14 protein-coding genes are annotated in these 15,682 nt (G+C 61.1%); 10 read left to right on the top strand and 4 right to left on the bottom strand.

Annotation, left to right across the window (positions count from 1 at the left end; translation table 11 throughout):
• Positions 1–57 precede the first annotated feature (57 nt).
• Both hemL and M1E04_RS03060 read left to right on the top strand, forming a co-directional pair.
• Positions 58–1,341 carry a glutamate-1-semialdehyde 2,1-aminomutase gene (gene hemL / locus M1E04_RS03065; protein ID WP_065988357.1) on the top strand — a complete coding sequence of 428 codons (1,284 nt, stop codon included), beginning with the start codon at positions 58–60 and terminating at the stop codon, positions 1,339–1,341.
• A gap of 198 nt (positions 1,342–1,539) precedes the next feature.
• Positions 1,540–2,106 (top strand): tetratricopeptide repeat protein, encoded by a 567-nt coding sequence (locus M1E04_RS03060; RefSeq protein ID WP_065988476.1) that lies wholly within the window; start codon positions 1,540–1,542, stop codon positions 2,104–2,106.
• A 54-nt stretch (positions 2,107–2,160) separates the two neighbouring features.
• On the opposite strand, the gene M1E04_RS03055 is transcribed toward M1E04_RS03060, so the two are convergent.
• Entirely contained in the window at positions 2,161–2,487 is a 327-nt protein-coding gene (locus tag M1E04_RS03055; protein ID WP_065988358.1) for a DUF1820 family protein, read from the bottom strand.
• 131 nt (positions 2,488–2,618) lie between these two features.
• On the opposite strand from M1E04_RS03055, the gene miaB reads away from it, so the two are divergent.
• The 5 genes from miaB to lnt all read left to right on the top strand — a co-directional run bounded on the left by miaB (position 2,619) and on the right by lnt (position 8,144).
• The gene (miaB, locus tag M1E04_RS03050; RefSeq protein WP_172609812.1) at positions 2,619–3,947 is read left to right on the top strand and encodes a tRNA (N6-isopentenyl adenosine(37)-C2)-methylthiotransferase MiaB; all 1,329 of its coding nucleotides are present in this window, start codon (positions 2,619–2,621) and stop codon (positions 3,945–3,947) included.
• A 262-nt stretch (positions 3,948–4,209) separates the two neighbouring features.
• Entirely contained in the window at positions 4,210–5,226 is a 1,017-nt protein-coding gene (locus tag M1E04_RS03045) for a PhoH family protein (RefSeq protein WP_065988359.1), read from the top strand.
• The gene (ybeY, locus tag M1E04_RS03040) at positions 5,219–5,749 is read left to right on the top strand and encodes an rRNA maturation RNase YbeY (protein WP_410929861.1); all 531 of its coding nucleotides are present in this window, start codon (positions 5,219–5,221) and stop codon (positions 5,747–5,749) included. The genes M1E04_RS03045 and ybeY overlap by 8 nt, the downstream gene beginning before the upstream one ends.
• A 5-nt stretch (positions 5,750–5,754) precedes the next feature.
• On the top strand, positions 5,755–6,597 hold the full coding sequence (locus M1E04_RS03035) for an HlyC/CorC family transporter (protein ID WP_065988361.1): 843 nt from the start codon (positions 5,755–5,757) through the stop codon (positions 6,595–6,597).
• A 26-nt stretch (positions 6,598–6,623) separates the two neighbouring features.
• On the top strand, positions 6,624–8,144 hold the full coding sequence (lnt, locus tag M1E04_RS03030; RefSeq protein WP_456292368.1) for an apolipoprotein N-acyltransferase: 1,521 nt from the start codon (positions 6,624–6,626) through the stop codon (positions 8,142–8,144).
• Positions 8,145–8,830: 686 nt separating this feature from the next.
• Here the strand turns inward: lnt and M1E04_RS03025 are convergent.
• From M1E04_RS03025 to M1E04_RS03015, 3 genes are all read right to left on the bottom strand, one after another.
• Complete coding sequence (locus M1E04_RS03025; protein WP_456292367.1) at positions 8,831–9,307, bottom strand: REP-associated tyrosine transposase; 477 nt, start codon at positions 9,305–9,307, stop codon at positions 8,831–8,833.
• A 475-nt stretch (positions 9,308–9,782) separates the two neighbouring features.
• Entirely contained in the window at positions 9,783–10,544 is a 762-nt protein-coding gene (locus tag M1E04_RS03020; RefSeq protein ID WP_192133533.1) for a YdcF family protein, read from the bottom strand.
• Positions 10,545–10,629: 85 nt separating this feature from the next.
• On the bottom strand, positions 10,630–11,001 hold the full coding sequence (locus tag M1E04_RS03015) for a hypothetical protein (RefSeq protein ID WP_296306878.1): 372 nt from the start codon (positions 10,999–11,001) through the stop codon (positions 10,630–10,632).
• A 300-nt stretch (positions 11,002–11,301) separates the two neighbouring features.
• Between M1E04_RS03015 and leuS the strand changes: the two genes are divergently transcribed.
• The 3 genes from leuS (at position 11,302) to holA (ending at position 15,682) form a co-directional block, all read left to right on the top strand.
• Positions 11,302–13,908: a leucine--tRNA ligase gene (gene leuS / locus M1E04_RS03010; RefSeq protein ID WP_456292366.1), complete on the top strand. Its 2,607-nt coding sequence runs from the start codon at positions 11,302–11,304 to the stop codon at positions 13,906–13,908.
• Between the two features lie 88 nt (positions 13,909–13,996).
• On the top strand, positions 13,997–14,602 hold the full coding sequence (locus M1E04_RS03005) for an LPS-assembly lipoprotein LptE (RefSeq protein ID WP_065988367.1): 606 nt from the start codon (positions 13,997–13,999) through the stop codon (positions 14,600–14,602).
• A 42-nt stretch (positions 14,603–14,644) separates the two neighbouring features.
• Positions 14,645–15,682, top strand: a complete 1,038-nt coding sequence (gene holA, locus M1E04_RS03000) for a DNA polymerase III subunit delta (protein WP_065988368.1) — start codon at positions 14,645–14,647, stop codon at positions 15,680–15,682.

Below are 15,682 nucleotides of genomic sequence, written 5' to 3'. Positions count from 1 at the left end.
TTCTGAATCAGGCCGGTTACGCACTCATTCATTCCCGATTCAAACAGAGACCTCATCATGTCCCGTTCTGAAACCCTGTTCGCCAACGCCCAGAAACACATCCCCGGCGGCGTCAACTCGCCGGTCCGCGCCTTCAAAAGCGTCGGTGGCACGCCGCTGTTCTTCAAGCACGCGGTGGGCGCCTACGTCACCGATGAAGACGACAAGCGTTACGTCGATTACGTTGGCTCGTGGGGCCCGATGATTCTGGGCCACAGCCACCCGGACGTGCTGGACGCCGTGCGCAAGCAGCTGGAACACGGTCTGTCGTACGGCGCGCCGACGGCGATGGAAACCGAGATGGCCGATCTGGTCTGCTCGATCGTGCCGTCGATGGAAATGGTGCGCATGGTCAGCTCCGGCACCGAAGCGACCATGAGCGCGATCCGTCTGGCCCGCGGTTTTACCGGACGGGACAGCATCATCAAATTCGAGGGCTGCTACCACGGCCACTCCGACAGCCTGCTGGTGAAAGCCGGTTCGGGCGCGCTGACCCTGGGCGTACCGAGTTCGCCCGGCGTACCGGCGGCGTTCGCCAAGCACACGCTGACCCTGCCGTTCAACGACATCGACGCGGTCAAGACGATGCTGGCTGACGTTGGCCAGGAAGTGGCGTGCATCATCGTCGAGCCGGTGGCGGGCAACATGAACTGCGTGCCGCCCGCGCCGGGTTTCCTGCAAGGCCTGCGCGAGGCCTGCGACGAACATGGCGTGGTGCTGATTTTCGACGAAGTGATGACCGGTTTCCGCGTTGCTCTCGGCGGCGCGCAGGCGTACTACGGCGTGAAGCCGGACCTGAGCACCTTCGGCAAGATTATCGGCGGCGGCATGCCGGTCGGCTGTTTCGGCGGCAAGCGCGAAATCATGTCGCACATCGCGCCCCTGGGCCCGGTGTATCAGGCCGGTACCCTGTCGGGTAACCCGCTGGCGATGGCGGCGGGTCTGACGACCCTGCGCCTGATCAGCCGTCCGGGTTTCCACGACGAACTGACTGCGTTCACCACGCGTCTGCTGGAAGGCCTGCAACAGCGCGCCGACGCCGCCGGCATCCCGTTCGTGACCACCCAGGCGGGCGGCATGTTCGGCCTGTACTTCAGCGACGCCAAAGAAATCGTCACCTTCCAGGACGTGATGACCAGCGACGCCAATCGCTTCAAGCAATTCTTCCACCTGATGCTGGAAGGCGGCGTTTACCTGGCGCCAAGCGCCTTCGAGGCCGGCTTCACCTCCATCGCCCACGGCGACGCGGAGTTGCAGCAGACGCTGGACGCGGCAGAAAAGGCGTTCGCTCAACTGAAATGACCGGCAGACCGGGCGGAACGGATGCCGCCCGAGTGTCTACGGCCTGCTCAACCGCCCTGAATTCAGGTCTATCAAGCCCGCGCAGCAGAAAATCAGTAAAGACTTTGTAAGGTTGCCCTCGCTTATTTCATAATGCGCAGCCAGCACGTTTCGCTGGACGGGCATGCCCGCACCTTTTTCAGAGGTAAGTCGACTTCCATGAATCGCACCGGCCGCACCCTTGCATTGGGCTGCCTGTTGCTTCTTCATCCCCTGCTGGCTAATGCAGGTGGCAACTCGTTGTTGATCCCGGCGGTGGGTCGTTGCACCCTCGATACCCAGCCAGACAACCTGCCAGCAGCGTTGTCCGCTTGTCAGCAGGCGGCTCAGGATGGGGATGCGCAGGCGCAATACGAGTTGGGGGAGTTCTATTACGAGGGCAAAAGTGCGCCACGTGACTTGCCCCAGGCACTCAACTATTTCGAAAAAGCTTCGTTGCAGGGCCATGCCCAGGCGCAGTACCAGCTGGGTTTGATGTTCTTTCGTGGCGAAGGGGTGCAGGCCAACAACATTCAGGCGTATATCGTGCTGAAGATGGCGGCGGTCAACGGTTCGGAAGATGCACTGGACCAGGCGGATGAAGTGTCGGCACAGATGAAGCGCGAGGATCTCGAAGTGGCCACGCAAGTGCTCGGGCAGATCTTCCGCAAATACCTGCTGGAGCTGCAAACCGCTGAAGGACGCACACCGTTCGCGCCCTTCCCTGCCGACAGCGTCAAGCCCTGATCCCGGTGTTATTGCCGATCGCCTGTCCGGTATCGGCTACTTGTAGAGCGTCGTTTACTTGTCCGGCATGGGCATCGGAAACGGCATGACGTTGCCGGTGTGACGCGCCTCGGTGATCTTCGCTGTGCCCATCCGCTCGACTTCATCGATCCGCACGATCGAGTGCATCGGCACGAAGCTGCGTACAACACCATCGAACTGCGCCTTGAGCTTCTCTTCACTCGGGTCGACCACCACGGTGGTGCGCTCGCCGAAGACGAATTCTTCCACTTCCAGAAAACCCCACAGATCGCTCTGATAGATCTGTTTGGCGTACATCTCGAACACCTGTCCCTGGTTGAGAAAAATCACCTTGTAGATTGGAGCTTCGCGTTTGGTCATAACAGGCAGGCAGTGGTCAGCGTTTTGAAAAGGGCGCGAACTATAGCATGCCGCTGGTTAGACGACGCTAGGAAGCCGGGGCCCGCATCCCTATAATGCGCGGTTCTTTGAATCACCTGATGAACCCGCGCATGGCCAAGAAGCTTTACATCGAAACCCACGGCTGCCAGATGAACGAGTACGACAGCTCGCGCATGGTCGATCTGCTGGGCGAACATCAAGCACTGGAAGTCACCGCACGGGCGGAAGACGCCGACGTCATCCTGCTCAACACCTGTTCAATCCGCGAGCGGGCGCAGGATCGGGTGTACTCCCAGCTTGGCCGCTGGCGGGAACTGAAGCTGGCGAACCCGGAAATGGTCATCGCCGTCGGTGGCTGCGTGGCGAGTCAGGAAGGCGCGGCCATCCGCGACCGCGCACCGTACGTCGACGTGGTCTTCGGCCCGCAGACCCTGCACCGCCTGCCGGAAATGATCGACGCGGCGCGCATCACGCGCCTGCCCCAGGTTGACGTCTCGTTTCCCGAAATCGAAAAATTCGATCACCTGCCCGAGCCCCGTGTCGATGGCCCGAGCGCTTATGTGTCGGTCATGGAAGGCTGCAGCAAATACTGCACGTTCTGCGTGGTGCCTTACACCCGTGGCGAGGAAGTCAGCCGGCCGTTCGACGACGTCATTAACGAGGTGCTTCATCTGGCCGAAAACGGCGTCCGTGAAGTGACCCTGCTGGGCCAGAACGTCAACGGCTATCGCGGCACGACCCACGACGGGCGCCTCGCCGATCTGGCCGAATTGATCCGCGTGGTTGCAGCCATCGACGGCATCGACCGCATTCGCTACACCACCTCGCACCCGCTGGAATTCTCCGACAGCCTGATTCAGGCCCACGCCGAAGTGCCGGAACTGGTGAAGCATCTGCATTTGCCCGTGCAATCAGGTTCCGACCGGATTCTTGCGGCGATGAAACGCAATCACACGGTGCTCGAATACAAGTCACGCCTGCGCAAGCTGCGCGCGGCGGTACCGGACATCTGCATCAGCTCCGACTTCATCGTCGGCTTCCCGGGCGAAACCGAGAAGGATCACCTGCAAACCATGAAGCTGGTGGAAGACGTCGGCATGGATTTCTCCTACTCCTTCGTTTACAGCGCGCGCCCCGGCACACCCGCAGCCGATCTGGCCGATGACACGTCGGAAGAAGTGAAGAAAGAGCGCCTCAAGCAGCTGCAGGACCTGATCAACCGTCAGGGTCTGGACATCAGCCGCAAGATGGCCGGCACCGTGCAGCGCATTCTGGTCACCGACTATTCGAAGAAGGACCCGGGCGAATTGCAGGGCCGTACCGAGAACAACCGGATCGTCAATTTCCGCTGCGACAACCCCCGGCTGATCGGCCAGTTCACCGACGTGTACATCGACAGCGCCCAACCCCACTCGCTCCGCGGGTCGTTGTTGCAATAAGCCAAAAGCGCCCCAATGTAATCGTCACGTCTATTTTTTCGTGCAGGCCAAAGCGTTGAATCAGGTGCCGGACAGCCGCCATACGTCGGCTGCACCGGCCCGAGATTCGGCGCACGGACCCGGCGAGCTGTCTGCCAAAGGGCATCCTGCCGGGCGTCTGCTGACCTCATTTACCCATTAGTGCGCGAACCCTTCCGGACACTGCCTGCAGGGGTTATCCTTCACGTCACTTCACATTGCCGTCGGGCGGCCCAAAACCACTTTGAACGCACCTATCGAACCACATCGCTTCAGCCTCGAACCTATCGAGGCTCACCGCTTCGCCAATCTGTGCGGGCAATTCGACGAGCATCTGCGCTTGATCGAACAGCGCCTGGACATCGAGATCCGCAATCGCGGAGGCCAGTTCGAGATGATCGGCGAACGCAAACAAACCACCTCGGCAGAGAACCTGCTGCGCCGGCTGTATCGGGAAACGAAAGCGACCGAGCTGTCACCGGACATGGTCCATCTGTTTCTGCAGGAATCCGGCGTCGAAGAGCTGGACAACCACCCTGCTGCCGAGGTCGGCGTCGCTTTGCGTACCAAGAAAGGCATGATTCGCCCCCGTGGCTTGAATCAGCAGCGGTACGTGAAGGAAATCCTCGCCAACGACATCAACTTCGGCATCGGCCCGGCCGGTACCGGCAAGACCTATCTGGCGGTGGCCGCTGCGGTGGATGCGCTTGAGCGCGAGACCATCCGCCGCATTCTGCTGGTGCGTCCTGCCGTAGAAGCGGGCGAAAAGCTCGGCTTCCTGCCCGGCGATCTGTCTCAGAAAATCGACCCGTACCTGCGCCCGCTGTATGACGCGCTGTACGAAATGCTCGGCTTCGAATACGTCGCCAAGCTGATCGAGAAGCAGGTGATCGAAGTCGCGCCGCTGGCGTACATGCGCGGTCGCACGCTTAACAATAGCTTCATCATTCTCGACGAGAGTCAGAACACCACCGTCGAGCAGATGAAAATGTTCCTGACCCGTATCGGCTTCGGCTCCACGGCCGTGATCACCGGTGACGTGACCCAGATCGACTTGCCCAAGGGCACGAAATCCGGTCTGAACCACGTCATTGAAGTGCTCAAGGACGTGCCGGGCATCAGCTTCACCCACTTCAAGCCCAAGGACGTCGTGCGCCACCCGCTGGTGCAGCGCATCGTCGAAGCCTACGAGCGCTACGAAGAACGCACCGACAATCCGGCCGCTCCCCACGGTTCACCGGACACTCGCCGCGATGCTTGAGCTGGATCTGCAACTTGCGAGTCAGGCCAGCGCCCCGAGCGAAGCCCAGTTCCGCCTCTGGTGTGAAATGGGCCTGCGTCAGCGTTCGGCTGACTCGGAACTGACCATTCGCCTCGTCGACGAAGCGGAAGGCCGAGAGCTGAACAACACGTGGCGGCACAAGGATTACGCCACCAACGTGTTGTCGTTTCCTGCCGACGTCCCCGACGAGATGCTGGACATTCCGTTGTTGGGCGATCTGGTCATCTGCGTGCCTGTAGTCACCCGTGAAGCCGCTGAACAGGGCAAATCACTGGATGCCCATTGGGCGCATCTGGTGATTCATGGTTGCCTGCATCTGTTGGGCTACGATCACATCGATGATGACGAAGCGGAAGAGATGGAAGCGCTGGAACGGGAGTTGCTTGCAGAACTTGGCTATCCGGATCCTTACGCAGACGACGAACCTGTCGAAGCTGTTCATACAAAAGCATCGCATTCCGATACACCCCATTTAGAAACATCAGCCAAGGACCACGAGTAAGGGCTATGAGCGAAGACCGATCGAGCAACGGGCAAAAGTCATGGTTGGGCAAACTGACCCAGGCATTTGCCCATGAGCCGAAAAACCGTCAGGAGCTATTGGAGCTGCTGCGCGAAGCCCATCAGAACAAGCTGCTGGACAGTGAAGCGCTGGCCATCGTCGAGGGCGCTATTCAGGTCGCCGACCTGCAGGTCCGCGACATCATGGTGCCGCGTTCGCAGATGATCAGCATCAAGGCCAGCCAGACCCCGCGCGAATTCCTGCCAGCCGTGATCGATTCGGCGCACTCGCGCTACCCGGTCATCGGCGAAAGCCACGATGACGTGCTGGGCGTATTGCTCGCCAAGGACCTGCTGCCGCTGATTCTCAAGGAAGACGGTGGCAGCGGCGACGTGAAAAGCCTGCTGCGCCCGGCGACCTTCGTCCCTGAATCCAAGCGCCTGAACGTGCTGTTGCGGGAATTCCGCGCCAACCACAATCACATGGCCATCGTCATCGACGAATACGGCGGCGTGGCGGGCCTGGTGACCATCGAAGACGTGCTCGAGCAAATCGTCGGCGACATCGAAGACGAGCACGACGTCGAGGAAGACAGCTACATCAAGCCGCTGCCCAGTGGCGATTTCCTGGTCAAGGCGCTGACCCCGATCGAGAGCTTCAACGAGTTCTTCGACAGCGGGTTCTCCGATGACGAATTCGACACCGTCGGCGGTCTGGTGATGAATGCGTTCGGGCATCTGCCCAAGCGTAATGAAATCACCGAAATCGGCGCGTACCGTTTCCGCATCCTGAATGCCGACAGCCGTCGTATTCACTTGCTGCGCCTGAGCCCTATCAACCGCACGTAATGCCCTACCCGCTTTAAGGAATGTAAATGCGCTGGATCACCCGCCCCGGCTGGCCCGGTAACCTGCTGGCCATGGTGGCCGGCGGGTTGATTACCCTGGCCCTGGCACCGTTCGATATCTGGCCCCTGGCGATTGTCGCGCTGGTGGTTTTCTATCTCGGTCTGCGTGACCTCACCCCGCGTCAGGCCCTCTGGCGCGGCTGGTCATACGGGTTCGGCCTGTTCGGCGGCGGCACCAGCTGGATTTACGTCAGCATCCACACCTATGGCGAGGCGCCGGTCTGGCTGGCGGCTTTCCTGATGGTGCTGTTCTGCGCAGCGGTGGCGTTTTTCTTCGCCCTGCCGGCGTGGATCTGGGCCCGCTGGATCCGTCGTAACGAAGCGCCGCTGGCAGACTCTCTAGCCTTCGCAGCCCTGTGGTTCGGCCAGGAGATGTTTCGCGGCTGGTTCCTCACCGGTTTCCCCTGGCTTTATTCCGGCTACAGCCAATTGGACGGCCCCCTCAAAGGACTCGCGCCACTGGGCGGCATGTGGCTGATCTCCTTTGTGCTCGCCCTGAGTGCCGCGCTGCTGTGCAATCTGCCTCGTTTGCGCACCCGCGCGCCAAAATTGGCGGCAGGCATTGCGTTGCTGCTGGCGCCATGGGTTGCCGGGCTGGCCCTGAAAGATCACGCCTGGACCGAGCCTGCCGGCAAGCCGCTGACCGTCGCAGCCATGCAGGGCAACGTCGAACAGAGCATGAAGTGGGACCCGGCGGCGCTCAACGCGCAACTGGCGCTGTACCGCGACATGACGTTCACCTCGAAGAAAGCTGACCTGATCATCTGGCCGGAAACCGCCGTGCCTGTGCTCAAGGAATCGGTCGAAGGCTACCTGTCGGTGATGGGCAAGTTTGCGGCCGAGCGCGATTCGGCGCTGATCACCGGCGTGCCACTGCGAGAGAAAGGCACCCATGGGGAATACCGTTACTACAACGCCATTACCGTAACCGGTGAAGGCGATGGCACTTACCTGAAGCAGAAGCTCGTGCCGTTTGGTGAGTACGTGCCGTTGCAGGACCTGCTGCGGGGGTTGATCGGGTTCTTCAACCTGCCGATGTCCGACTTTGCGCGCGGCCCGTCCGGGCAAGCGCTGTTGCAGGCCAAGGGTTATGAGATCGCGCCGTTCATTTGTTATGAGGTGGTGTACCCGGAGTTCGCCGCAGGGCTGTCGGCGCAAAGCGATCTGCTGCTGACGGTGAGCAATGACACGTGGTTCGGCACCTCGATCGGTCCGCTGCAGCACTTGCAGATGGCGCAGATGCGCGCCCTGGAAGCCGGCCGCTGGATGATCCGCGCCACCAACAACGGCGTCAGCGCGCTGATCGACCCGTTCGGCGAAATCACTACCACCGTGCCGCAGTTCGAGCGCGCCGTGATGTACGGCGAAGTGACCCCGATGCAAAACCTCACGCCGTACCTGCACTGGCGCTCGTGGCCGCTGATCGTGCTGTCACTGCTGCTGATCGGCTGGGCGTTCTTCGCGGGTCGGATGGCGAAGGCGGTGTGAGCCCTCGAGCGCAGCCAGCTCCGCTGACTGCGCTTGGTCCTACAACTGGCCTGCACCCGCCTGACTGAATGCATGCGGACTATTAGTGGGACCGGCTTCAGCCGGGAAAGGGCCAGCGCGGACACCATCAAACATGCGGTGTGTCACCTGACGCTTTCCCGGCTAAAGCCGGTCCCACAATAAATCTCAACTAGCCCCGCTGACTGCGTACGGTCCCACCATTGAGCCTCAGCCAGCCCCGCTGACCGCGCGCGATCCTACAATTGGGCCTGCACCCGCCTGAATGAATGCACGCGGACTATTAGTGGGACCGGCTTTAGCCGGGAAGAGGTCGGCACGAGCACCATCAAATATGCGGTGTGACACCCGACGCTTTCCCGGCTAAAGCCGGTCCCACAATAAATCTCAGCCAGTCTCACCGAATGCGGACGGTCCCACCATTGAGCCACAGCCAGTCCCGCTGACTGCGCACAGTCCCACCATTAAGCCTCAGCCAGCCCCGCTGACTGCACTTGGTCCTACAGTCGGCCTGCACCAGCCTGACTGAATGCACGCGGACTATTAGTGGGACCGGCTTCAGCCGGGAAGAGGCCGGCACGAACACCATCAAATATGCGGTGTGACACCTGACGCCTTCCCGACTAAAGCCGGTCCCACTAAGAGCATGTGGTGTTTTGGTGGGGTAGCTACAGGCAGTCCCACTCAAGCTCCCACTCGCAGTCCCACAGTGGATAATCTGCCCGGCGCATCACCAGCCCTGCTCGAATCGGGTTATTAATGACATAGCGAGCCATTTCGACGAGCTCCTCATCGGCCCTGACCCCATGATCGTGATAACCCTTCTGCCATGTCATTTTTTTTGCGCCATGTGCCTTGTTCACTGCGAAAGCGGTTCTGCCCTTCAGCGCTTGCATGAGCGCAGGCAGTGATCCTGACTTGAGTTCAAACAGCCAATGCAGATGATCGGGCATAACCACCCAGGCGAATGAGTGCACAACGCCTGAGTCGTGCAAACGTTTCATTTCCTGAACCGCTAGGCGGCCTATTTGAATATTACTGAACAGAGGGGTGCGATCCTTCACCACAGAGGTTACGAGATAGACGTTCCCCTGTTGGGAATATCGACCGATACGCAAAGACCGTTCATGTTTGCTTCCATACATTTCGCCGCTCTCCCTCGTTGTGAAGGCGAACAGTAAAAGCAGTGAACCCCTTTACCTATAGCGGGTGGGTATCGAGAGATTTCTGATAGATGATGACATCCCCATGGGACCGGCTTCAGCGGGGAGAGGCCCGCATGAACACCATCAAATATGCGGTGTGATACCCGACCCCTTCCCGGCTAAAGCAGGTCCCACATTAAACCGCAGCCAGTCTCGCTGAACGCGTACGGTTCCACCATTGGGCCACCGCCAGTCCCGCTGAGTGCGCATGATCTTACAATTGGGCACCAGCATGACTGGATGCATGCGGTCTATTAGTGGGACCGGCTTTAGCCGGGAAGAGGCCAGTTTGCGCATCATCAGATTTGCAGTGTGACACCCGGCGCTTTCCCGGCTAAAGCCGGTCCCACTAACAGCGTGCGCGGTGTCAGGGGATACGCGCTTTGACAGCGGGACCGAACGCCTGCTGCTCAGCTCACCGGTAAAACAACCGATACCCCACCAACCCCGCCGCTTCGTTGATCAATTGCCCGTTCTGCCACACCGCCCTCGCCTCCGGCGTCCAGCCTCCAAATGGGCGGGCGTTGTCCACGCTCAGGAAGCCGACCGGAGCTGGAACCACGCTGAACCCGGCCTTCTCGAAACTCCAGACCGAACGCGGCATGTGCCACGCCTGGGTCACCACGACCACACGCTTGATGCCCTGGGGCAATAGGATCGCGGCCGTCATCTTGGCGTTTTCCCAGGTCGTGCGGCTTTCACCTTCCTGCCAACGGACAGTCACGCCAAAGTCGTCGCGCAGGGAGTCGGCCATGATCGCCGCCTCGCTCGGCGGCTCGCCGTAATGCAGCCCGCCGGTGGTGAGGATCGGCAGGCCCGACGCCTTCGACAGACGCGCGGCGTATCTCATGCGTTCCAGCGCAACCCCCGTCGGGATGTCGGTGCCCCAGCTCGGGTCATTGCGTTCCCGGCCCGAGCCCAGAATCACGATCGCATCGGCGCGCTGGGCCAGCGTTGCCCACTTGCTCTGCGGCAGCGGCGGGATGCGCTCGATGCCCTTCGCCGACCACTCCACCACAATCGGCAGACTCATCGCGGCCATCCCGCCAACGCCCATCACGAACAGCACCCGCGCCAACACCGGTCGCCTGTTTCTCAACCACCAGGCGAGCACTAACAACAGCAGGAATAGGCCCGGAGGCAGCAGCAGATTTTTGATGAAGTAACGAAAGGGCATCGGGCATCTCCAAAGATGCCCGAAGCCTAGAAGCAATGACGCTAAGCAGCAATGCTCGATTGGCCGGGGTCAGTCCCCGCAGAAGTTAACGCTTGAAATGTTTGCTGGAACTGTAGCGACTCAACTTTGCCGACACCTTGGCTCGGCGCTGATCCTTGAGCCAGATGACATTGGCGTGGGGATGGGACGCTCGCATCGGCTCTGAAGGCTCCCGTGAGGTGCTTGAACCTCCCCTCGTGACGGTCGGAGAATCTTCTTTGAAAACGACTTCGGTTCTGCCCAGATAAGCCTCGATCAACTGAAACTCGGCGTGACTCAAGCCACGCAACTCAAGCTCAACGGGGGATTCGTTTCGAAGTCGCACCGCTGTTTTTGCCGTGTCCAGAGCCAGGCCCAGACGATCGATCAGACGGTCATACACATCAGGTTGCTCTACTTCATGCTGCAGCTCTGCCATCCGTTCACCTCACTGAAGATAAACACTTACCCCCGTCAGTGAGCTTAGCGCCGCTGCAAAAACCGGCGCGATGCCGCGACCAACGGCGGATGCCGCAGATGCCGAGTCTTGAGCACGCAATCAGGGTTTCCCTCGGCTTGGTAGCCTCATGTATGCTACGGCGCTTCCTGTAAATCCACTTCCGCCCAACCGGGCATGGATGCATCGCAATGCGGACGGCCCCGTCTGGCATGCGAAGGCTTCCTGATCCGGTCACGCCGAGAAGCGGTCAAGGGTCACTCATTTCAGCCAAAAGTAGCCATGCACGAACTCTACCAGCCCCGCGAAATCGAAGCCGCCGCCCAGACCTTCTGGGACGAGCAAAAGTCTTTTGAAGTCAGTGAACAGCCAGGCAAGGACACCTTCTACTGCCTGTCGATGTTCCCTTACCCCAGCGGCAAGCTACACATGGGTCACGTGCGCAACTACACCATCGGCGACGTGATCGCCCGCTATCAGCGCATGCAAGGCAAAAACGTGCTGCAGCCGATGGGCTGGGACGCGTTCGGCATGCCGGCGGAAAACGCCGCGATGAAGAACAACGTCGCCCCCGCCAAGTGGACCTACGAAAACATCGCCTACATGAAGAACCAGCTCAAGAGCCTGGGTCTGGCGATCGACTGGTCCCGCGAAATCACCACCTGCAAACCCGATTACTACCGCTGGGAACAATGGCTGTTCACTCGCCTGTTCCAAAAAGGCGTGATCTACCGCAAGAACGGCACCGTGAACTGGGACCCGGTCGACCAGACCGTCCTGGCCAACGAGCAAGTCATCGACGGGCGCGGCTGGCGGTCGGGCGCGGTGATCGAAAAACGCGAAATCCCGATGTACTACTTCAAGATCACCGCCTACGCGGATGAGCTGCTGGAGAGCCTCGACGAGTTGCCGGGCTGGCCTGAACAGGTCAAGACCATGCAGCGCAACTGGATCGGCAAATCCCGTGGCATGGAAGTGCAGTTCCCGTACGACCAGGCGTCCATCGGCGAAGCCGGCACCCTGAAAGTCTTCACCACCCGCCCCGACACCCTGATGGGCGCGACCTACGTCGCCGTTGCCGCCGAGCACCCGCTGGCGACCCTCGCGGCGCAGAACGATCCCGAGCTGCAAGCGTTCATCAACGAATGCAAAAGCGGCAGCGTCGCCGAAGCCGACGTCGCTACCCAGGAAAAGAAAGGCCTGCCGACCTCGCTGTTCGTCGAACACCCGCTGACCGGCGAGAAGCTCCCGGTGTGGGTCGCCAACTACGTGCTGATGCATTACGGCGACGGTGCGGTCATGGCCGTGCCTGCACACGACGAACGCGATTTCGAGTTCGCCACCAAGTACAGCCTGCCGATCAAAGCCGTTGTGCGCACCAGCGCGGGCGATGAAACCCCTGCGCCTTGGCAGGACGCGTACGGCGAGCACGGCCAGCTCATTAATTCCGGTGAGTTCGACGGTCTGGACTTCACCAGCGCGTTCGACGCCATGGAAGCCGCGCTGCTCAAGAAAGAACTGGGCAACTCACGCACCCAGTTCCGCCTGCGCGACTGGGGCATCAGCCGCCAGCGCTACTGGGGCTGCCCGATCCCGATCATCCACTGCGACACGTGCGGCGACGTGCCTGTCCCGGAAGATCAACTCCCGGTCAAGCTGCCTGAAGACGTGGTACCGGACGGCGCGGGCTCACCGCTGGCGCGCATGCCCGAGTTCTACGAGTGCAGCTGCCCGACCTGCGGGGCGCCGGCCAAGCGCGAAACTGACACCATGGACACCTTCGTCGAGTCCTCGTGGTATTTCGCCCGCTATGCCTCGCCTCACTACGAAGGCGGCATGGTCGACCCGAAGGCCGCGAACCACTGGCTGCCGGTTGATCAGTACATCGGCGGTATCGAACACGCGATCCTGCACCTGCTGTACGCGCGCTTCTTCCACAAGCTGATGCGCGACGAAGGCCTGGTCAGCTCCAACGAGCCGTTCAAGAACCTGTTGACCCAGGGCATGGTCGTGGCCGAGACGTTCTATCGTCTGGAAGCCAACGGCAGCAAAACCTGGTTCAACCCGGCGGATGTCGAGTTCGAACGCGACAGCAAGGCCAAGATCATCGGCGCCAAGCTGATTGCCGATGGCCAGCCGGTTGAAATCGGCGGCATCGAAAAGATGGCGAAATCTAAGAACAACGGCGTCGACCCTCAGTCGATGATCGACCAGTACGGCGCCGACACCTGCCGCCTGTTCATGATGTTTGCCTCGCCGCCTGACATGAGCCTGGAGTGGTCTGACTCAGGCGTTGAAGGCTCCCATCGCTTCCTCAAGCGCGTCTGGCGTCTGGCGCAGGCTCACGTGACGGCGGGCGCTGCAGGCGCACTCGACAAAACCGCGCTGAACGACGACCAGAAGGCCATTCGCCGCTCGATCCACCTGGCCATCAAGCAGGCAGGTCAGGACGTGGGCCAGCACCACAAATTCAACACCGCTATCGCTCAGGTGATGACGCTGATGAACGTCCTGGAAAAAGCGCCGCAGGTGTCGGCTCAGGACCGCGCGCTGTTGCAGGAAGGTCTGGAGACGGTCGCCCTGCTGCTGGCGCCGATCACCCCGCACATCAGCCACCAATTGTGGGCGGCGCTGGGCCACTCAGGTCCAATCATCGACGCCGGCTGGCCTGTGGTGGATGACTCGGCACTGGTGCAGGACACGTTGCAGTTGGTGATTCAGGTCAACGGCAAGCTGCGTGGCCATATCGAGATGCCGGCCAGCGCCACCCGCGAGGAAGTCGAGGCTGCCGCACGGATCAACGAAAACGTGCTGCGCTTCATCGACGGCCTGACGATCCGCAAGGTCATCGTGGTGCCGGGCAAACTGGTTAATATCGTCGCCAGCTGACGCAATCATCGGGCGCCTGTCTGCAGGCCCCGCATAAATTTCAAGAACCCGGGATGCCGGGTTCTAACGGATTCAAGGGAGCAACAAGATGATCAAACGCAATCTGCTGGTAATGGGACTCGCGGTTCTGCTGAGCGCCTGCGGTTTCCAGCTGCGCGGCACCGGCACCAACGCCCTGTCGATCAAGGAACTGGACGTGAGCGCGCGCGACGCTTACGGCGACGTCGTCACCCAGCTGCGTCAGACCCTGACCAACAGCGGCGTGCACGTCTACACCGGCGCCCAGTACAAGCTGTTCATCGCCCGTGAAGACGAAGCCCAGCGCACGGCGAGCTACGCCGGCTCCGGTCGCTCCGCCGAATACGAGCTGACCACCGTGCTCAAGTACGAAATTCACGGCAGCAAAGATGTTCTGCTGCTTGATGACTCCGTGCAGTCGCAGAAAGTCTTTGTCCATGACGGCAACAACCTGATCGGCTCTGACCAGGAAGCCGATCAGATCCGTAAGGAAATGCGCACTGACCTCGTGCAGAAAGTGCTGGCCCGTCTGCAGCAGCTGACACCTCAGCGCCTTGACGAGCTGCAAGCCAAAGCCGACGCCGCTGCCCGCGCCCAGGCGGATGCCGAAGCCGCTGCTCAGCGCATTCGCGACGAGACGCCACAGCAGTCGCCTATCGAAATCCCGTCCAAGTGACGGCGTCGGGGCCGGTTCGCCGGCCCTGATCTTTTCTGACCCATGAAACTCGCCCCCGCCCAGCTTTCCAAACACCTTCAAGGTGCGCTTGCGCCTGTCTACATCGTCAGCGGCGATGACCCGCTGCAATGTCAGGAGGCGTGCGACGCCATCCGTGCGGCTGCGCGCCAGCAAGGCTATGACGAACGTCAGGTGTTCAGCGCAGACTCGAGCTTCGACTGGGGCACCCTGCTTCAGGCGGGCGCGAGCATGTCGCTGTTCGCCGAGCGCAGGCTGCTGGAGTTGCGCCTGCCGTCCGGCAAACCCGGCGACAAAGGCGCCGCCGCACTGCTGGAATACTGCGGCCGCCCTGCCGAAGACACGCTGCTGTTGATCAGCCTGCCCAAGCTCGACGGCTCGGCGCAGAAAACCAAATGGGGCAAAGCGCTGGTCGAAGGGCCGCAGACACAGTTCGTGCAGATCTGGCCGGTGGACGCCAGCCAGTTGCCGCAATGGATTCGTCAGCGCCTGTCACAGGCCGGCCTCGCAGCGACCCCGGACGCCATCGAACTGATCGCCGCGCGGGTTGAAGGCAACTTGCTCGCCGCTGCGCAGGAAATCGAAAAGCTCAAGCTGATGGCCGAAGAAGGCCAGATCACGGTCGAGACCGTGCAGGCGGCGGTGGCCGACAGCGCGCGCTTCGATGTTTTCGGTCTGACTGACGCCATCCTCAACGGCGAAGCGGCCCACGCGCTGCGGATGCTCGAAGGCCTGCGCGGCGAAGGCGTCGAGCCTCCGGTCATTCTCTGGGCACTGTCCCGCGAGCTTCGCGTGCTGGCCAATCTGGCGTTGCAGTTCAGTCAGGGCATCCCGCTGGACAAAGCCTTCAGCCAGGCGCGTCCGCCCATCTGGGACAAGCGCAAGCCGTTGATGAGCAAAGCCCTGCAACGCCACTCGGCACGACGCTGGGGCCAGTTGTTGATGGACGCCCAACACATCGACGCGCAGATCAAAGGCCAGGCCCAGGGATCGGTCTGGAGCAGCCTCAGTCGTCTGACGCTGCTGATGGCGGGGCAACGGCTGGCATTGCCGGCGGAATAA

It is taken from the genome of Pseudomonas sp. AK106 (assembly GCF_053903055.1).
Note: the sequence above shows the minus strand (reverse complement) of the source record. Positions and strands in the feature narration are given on the sequence as shown.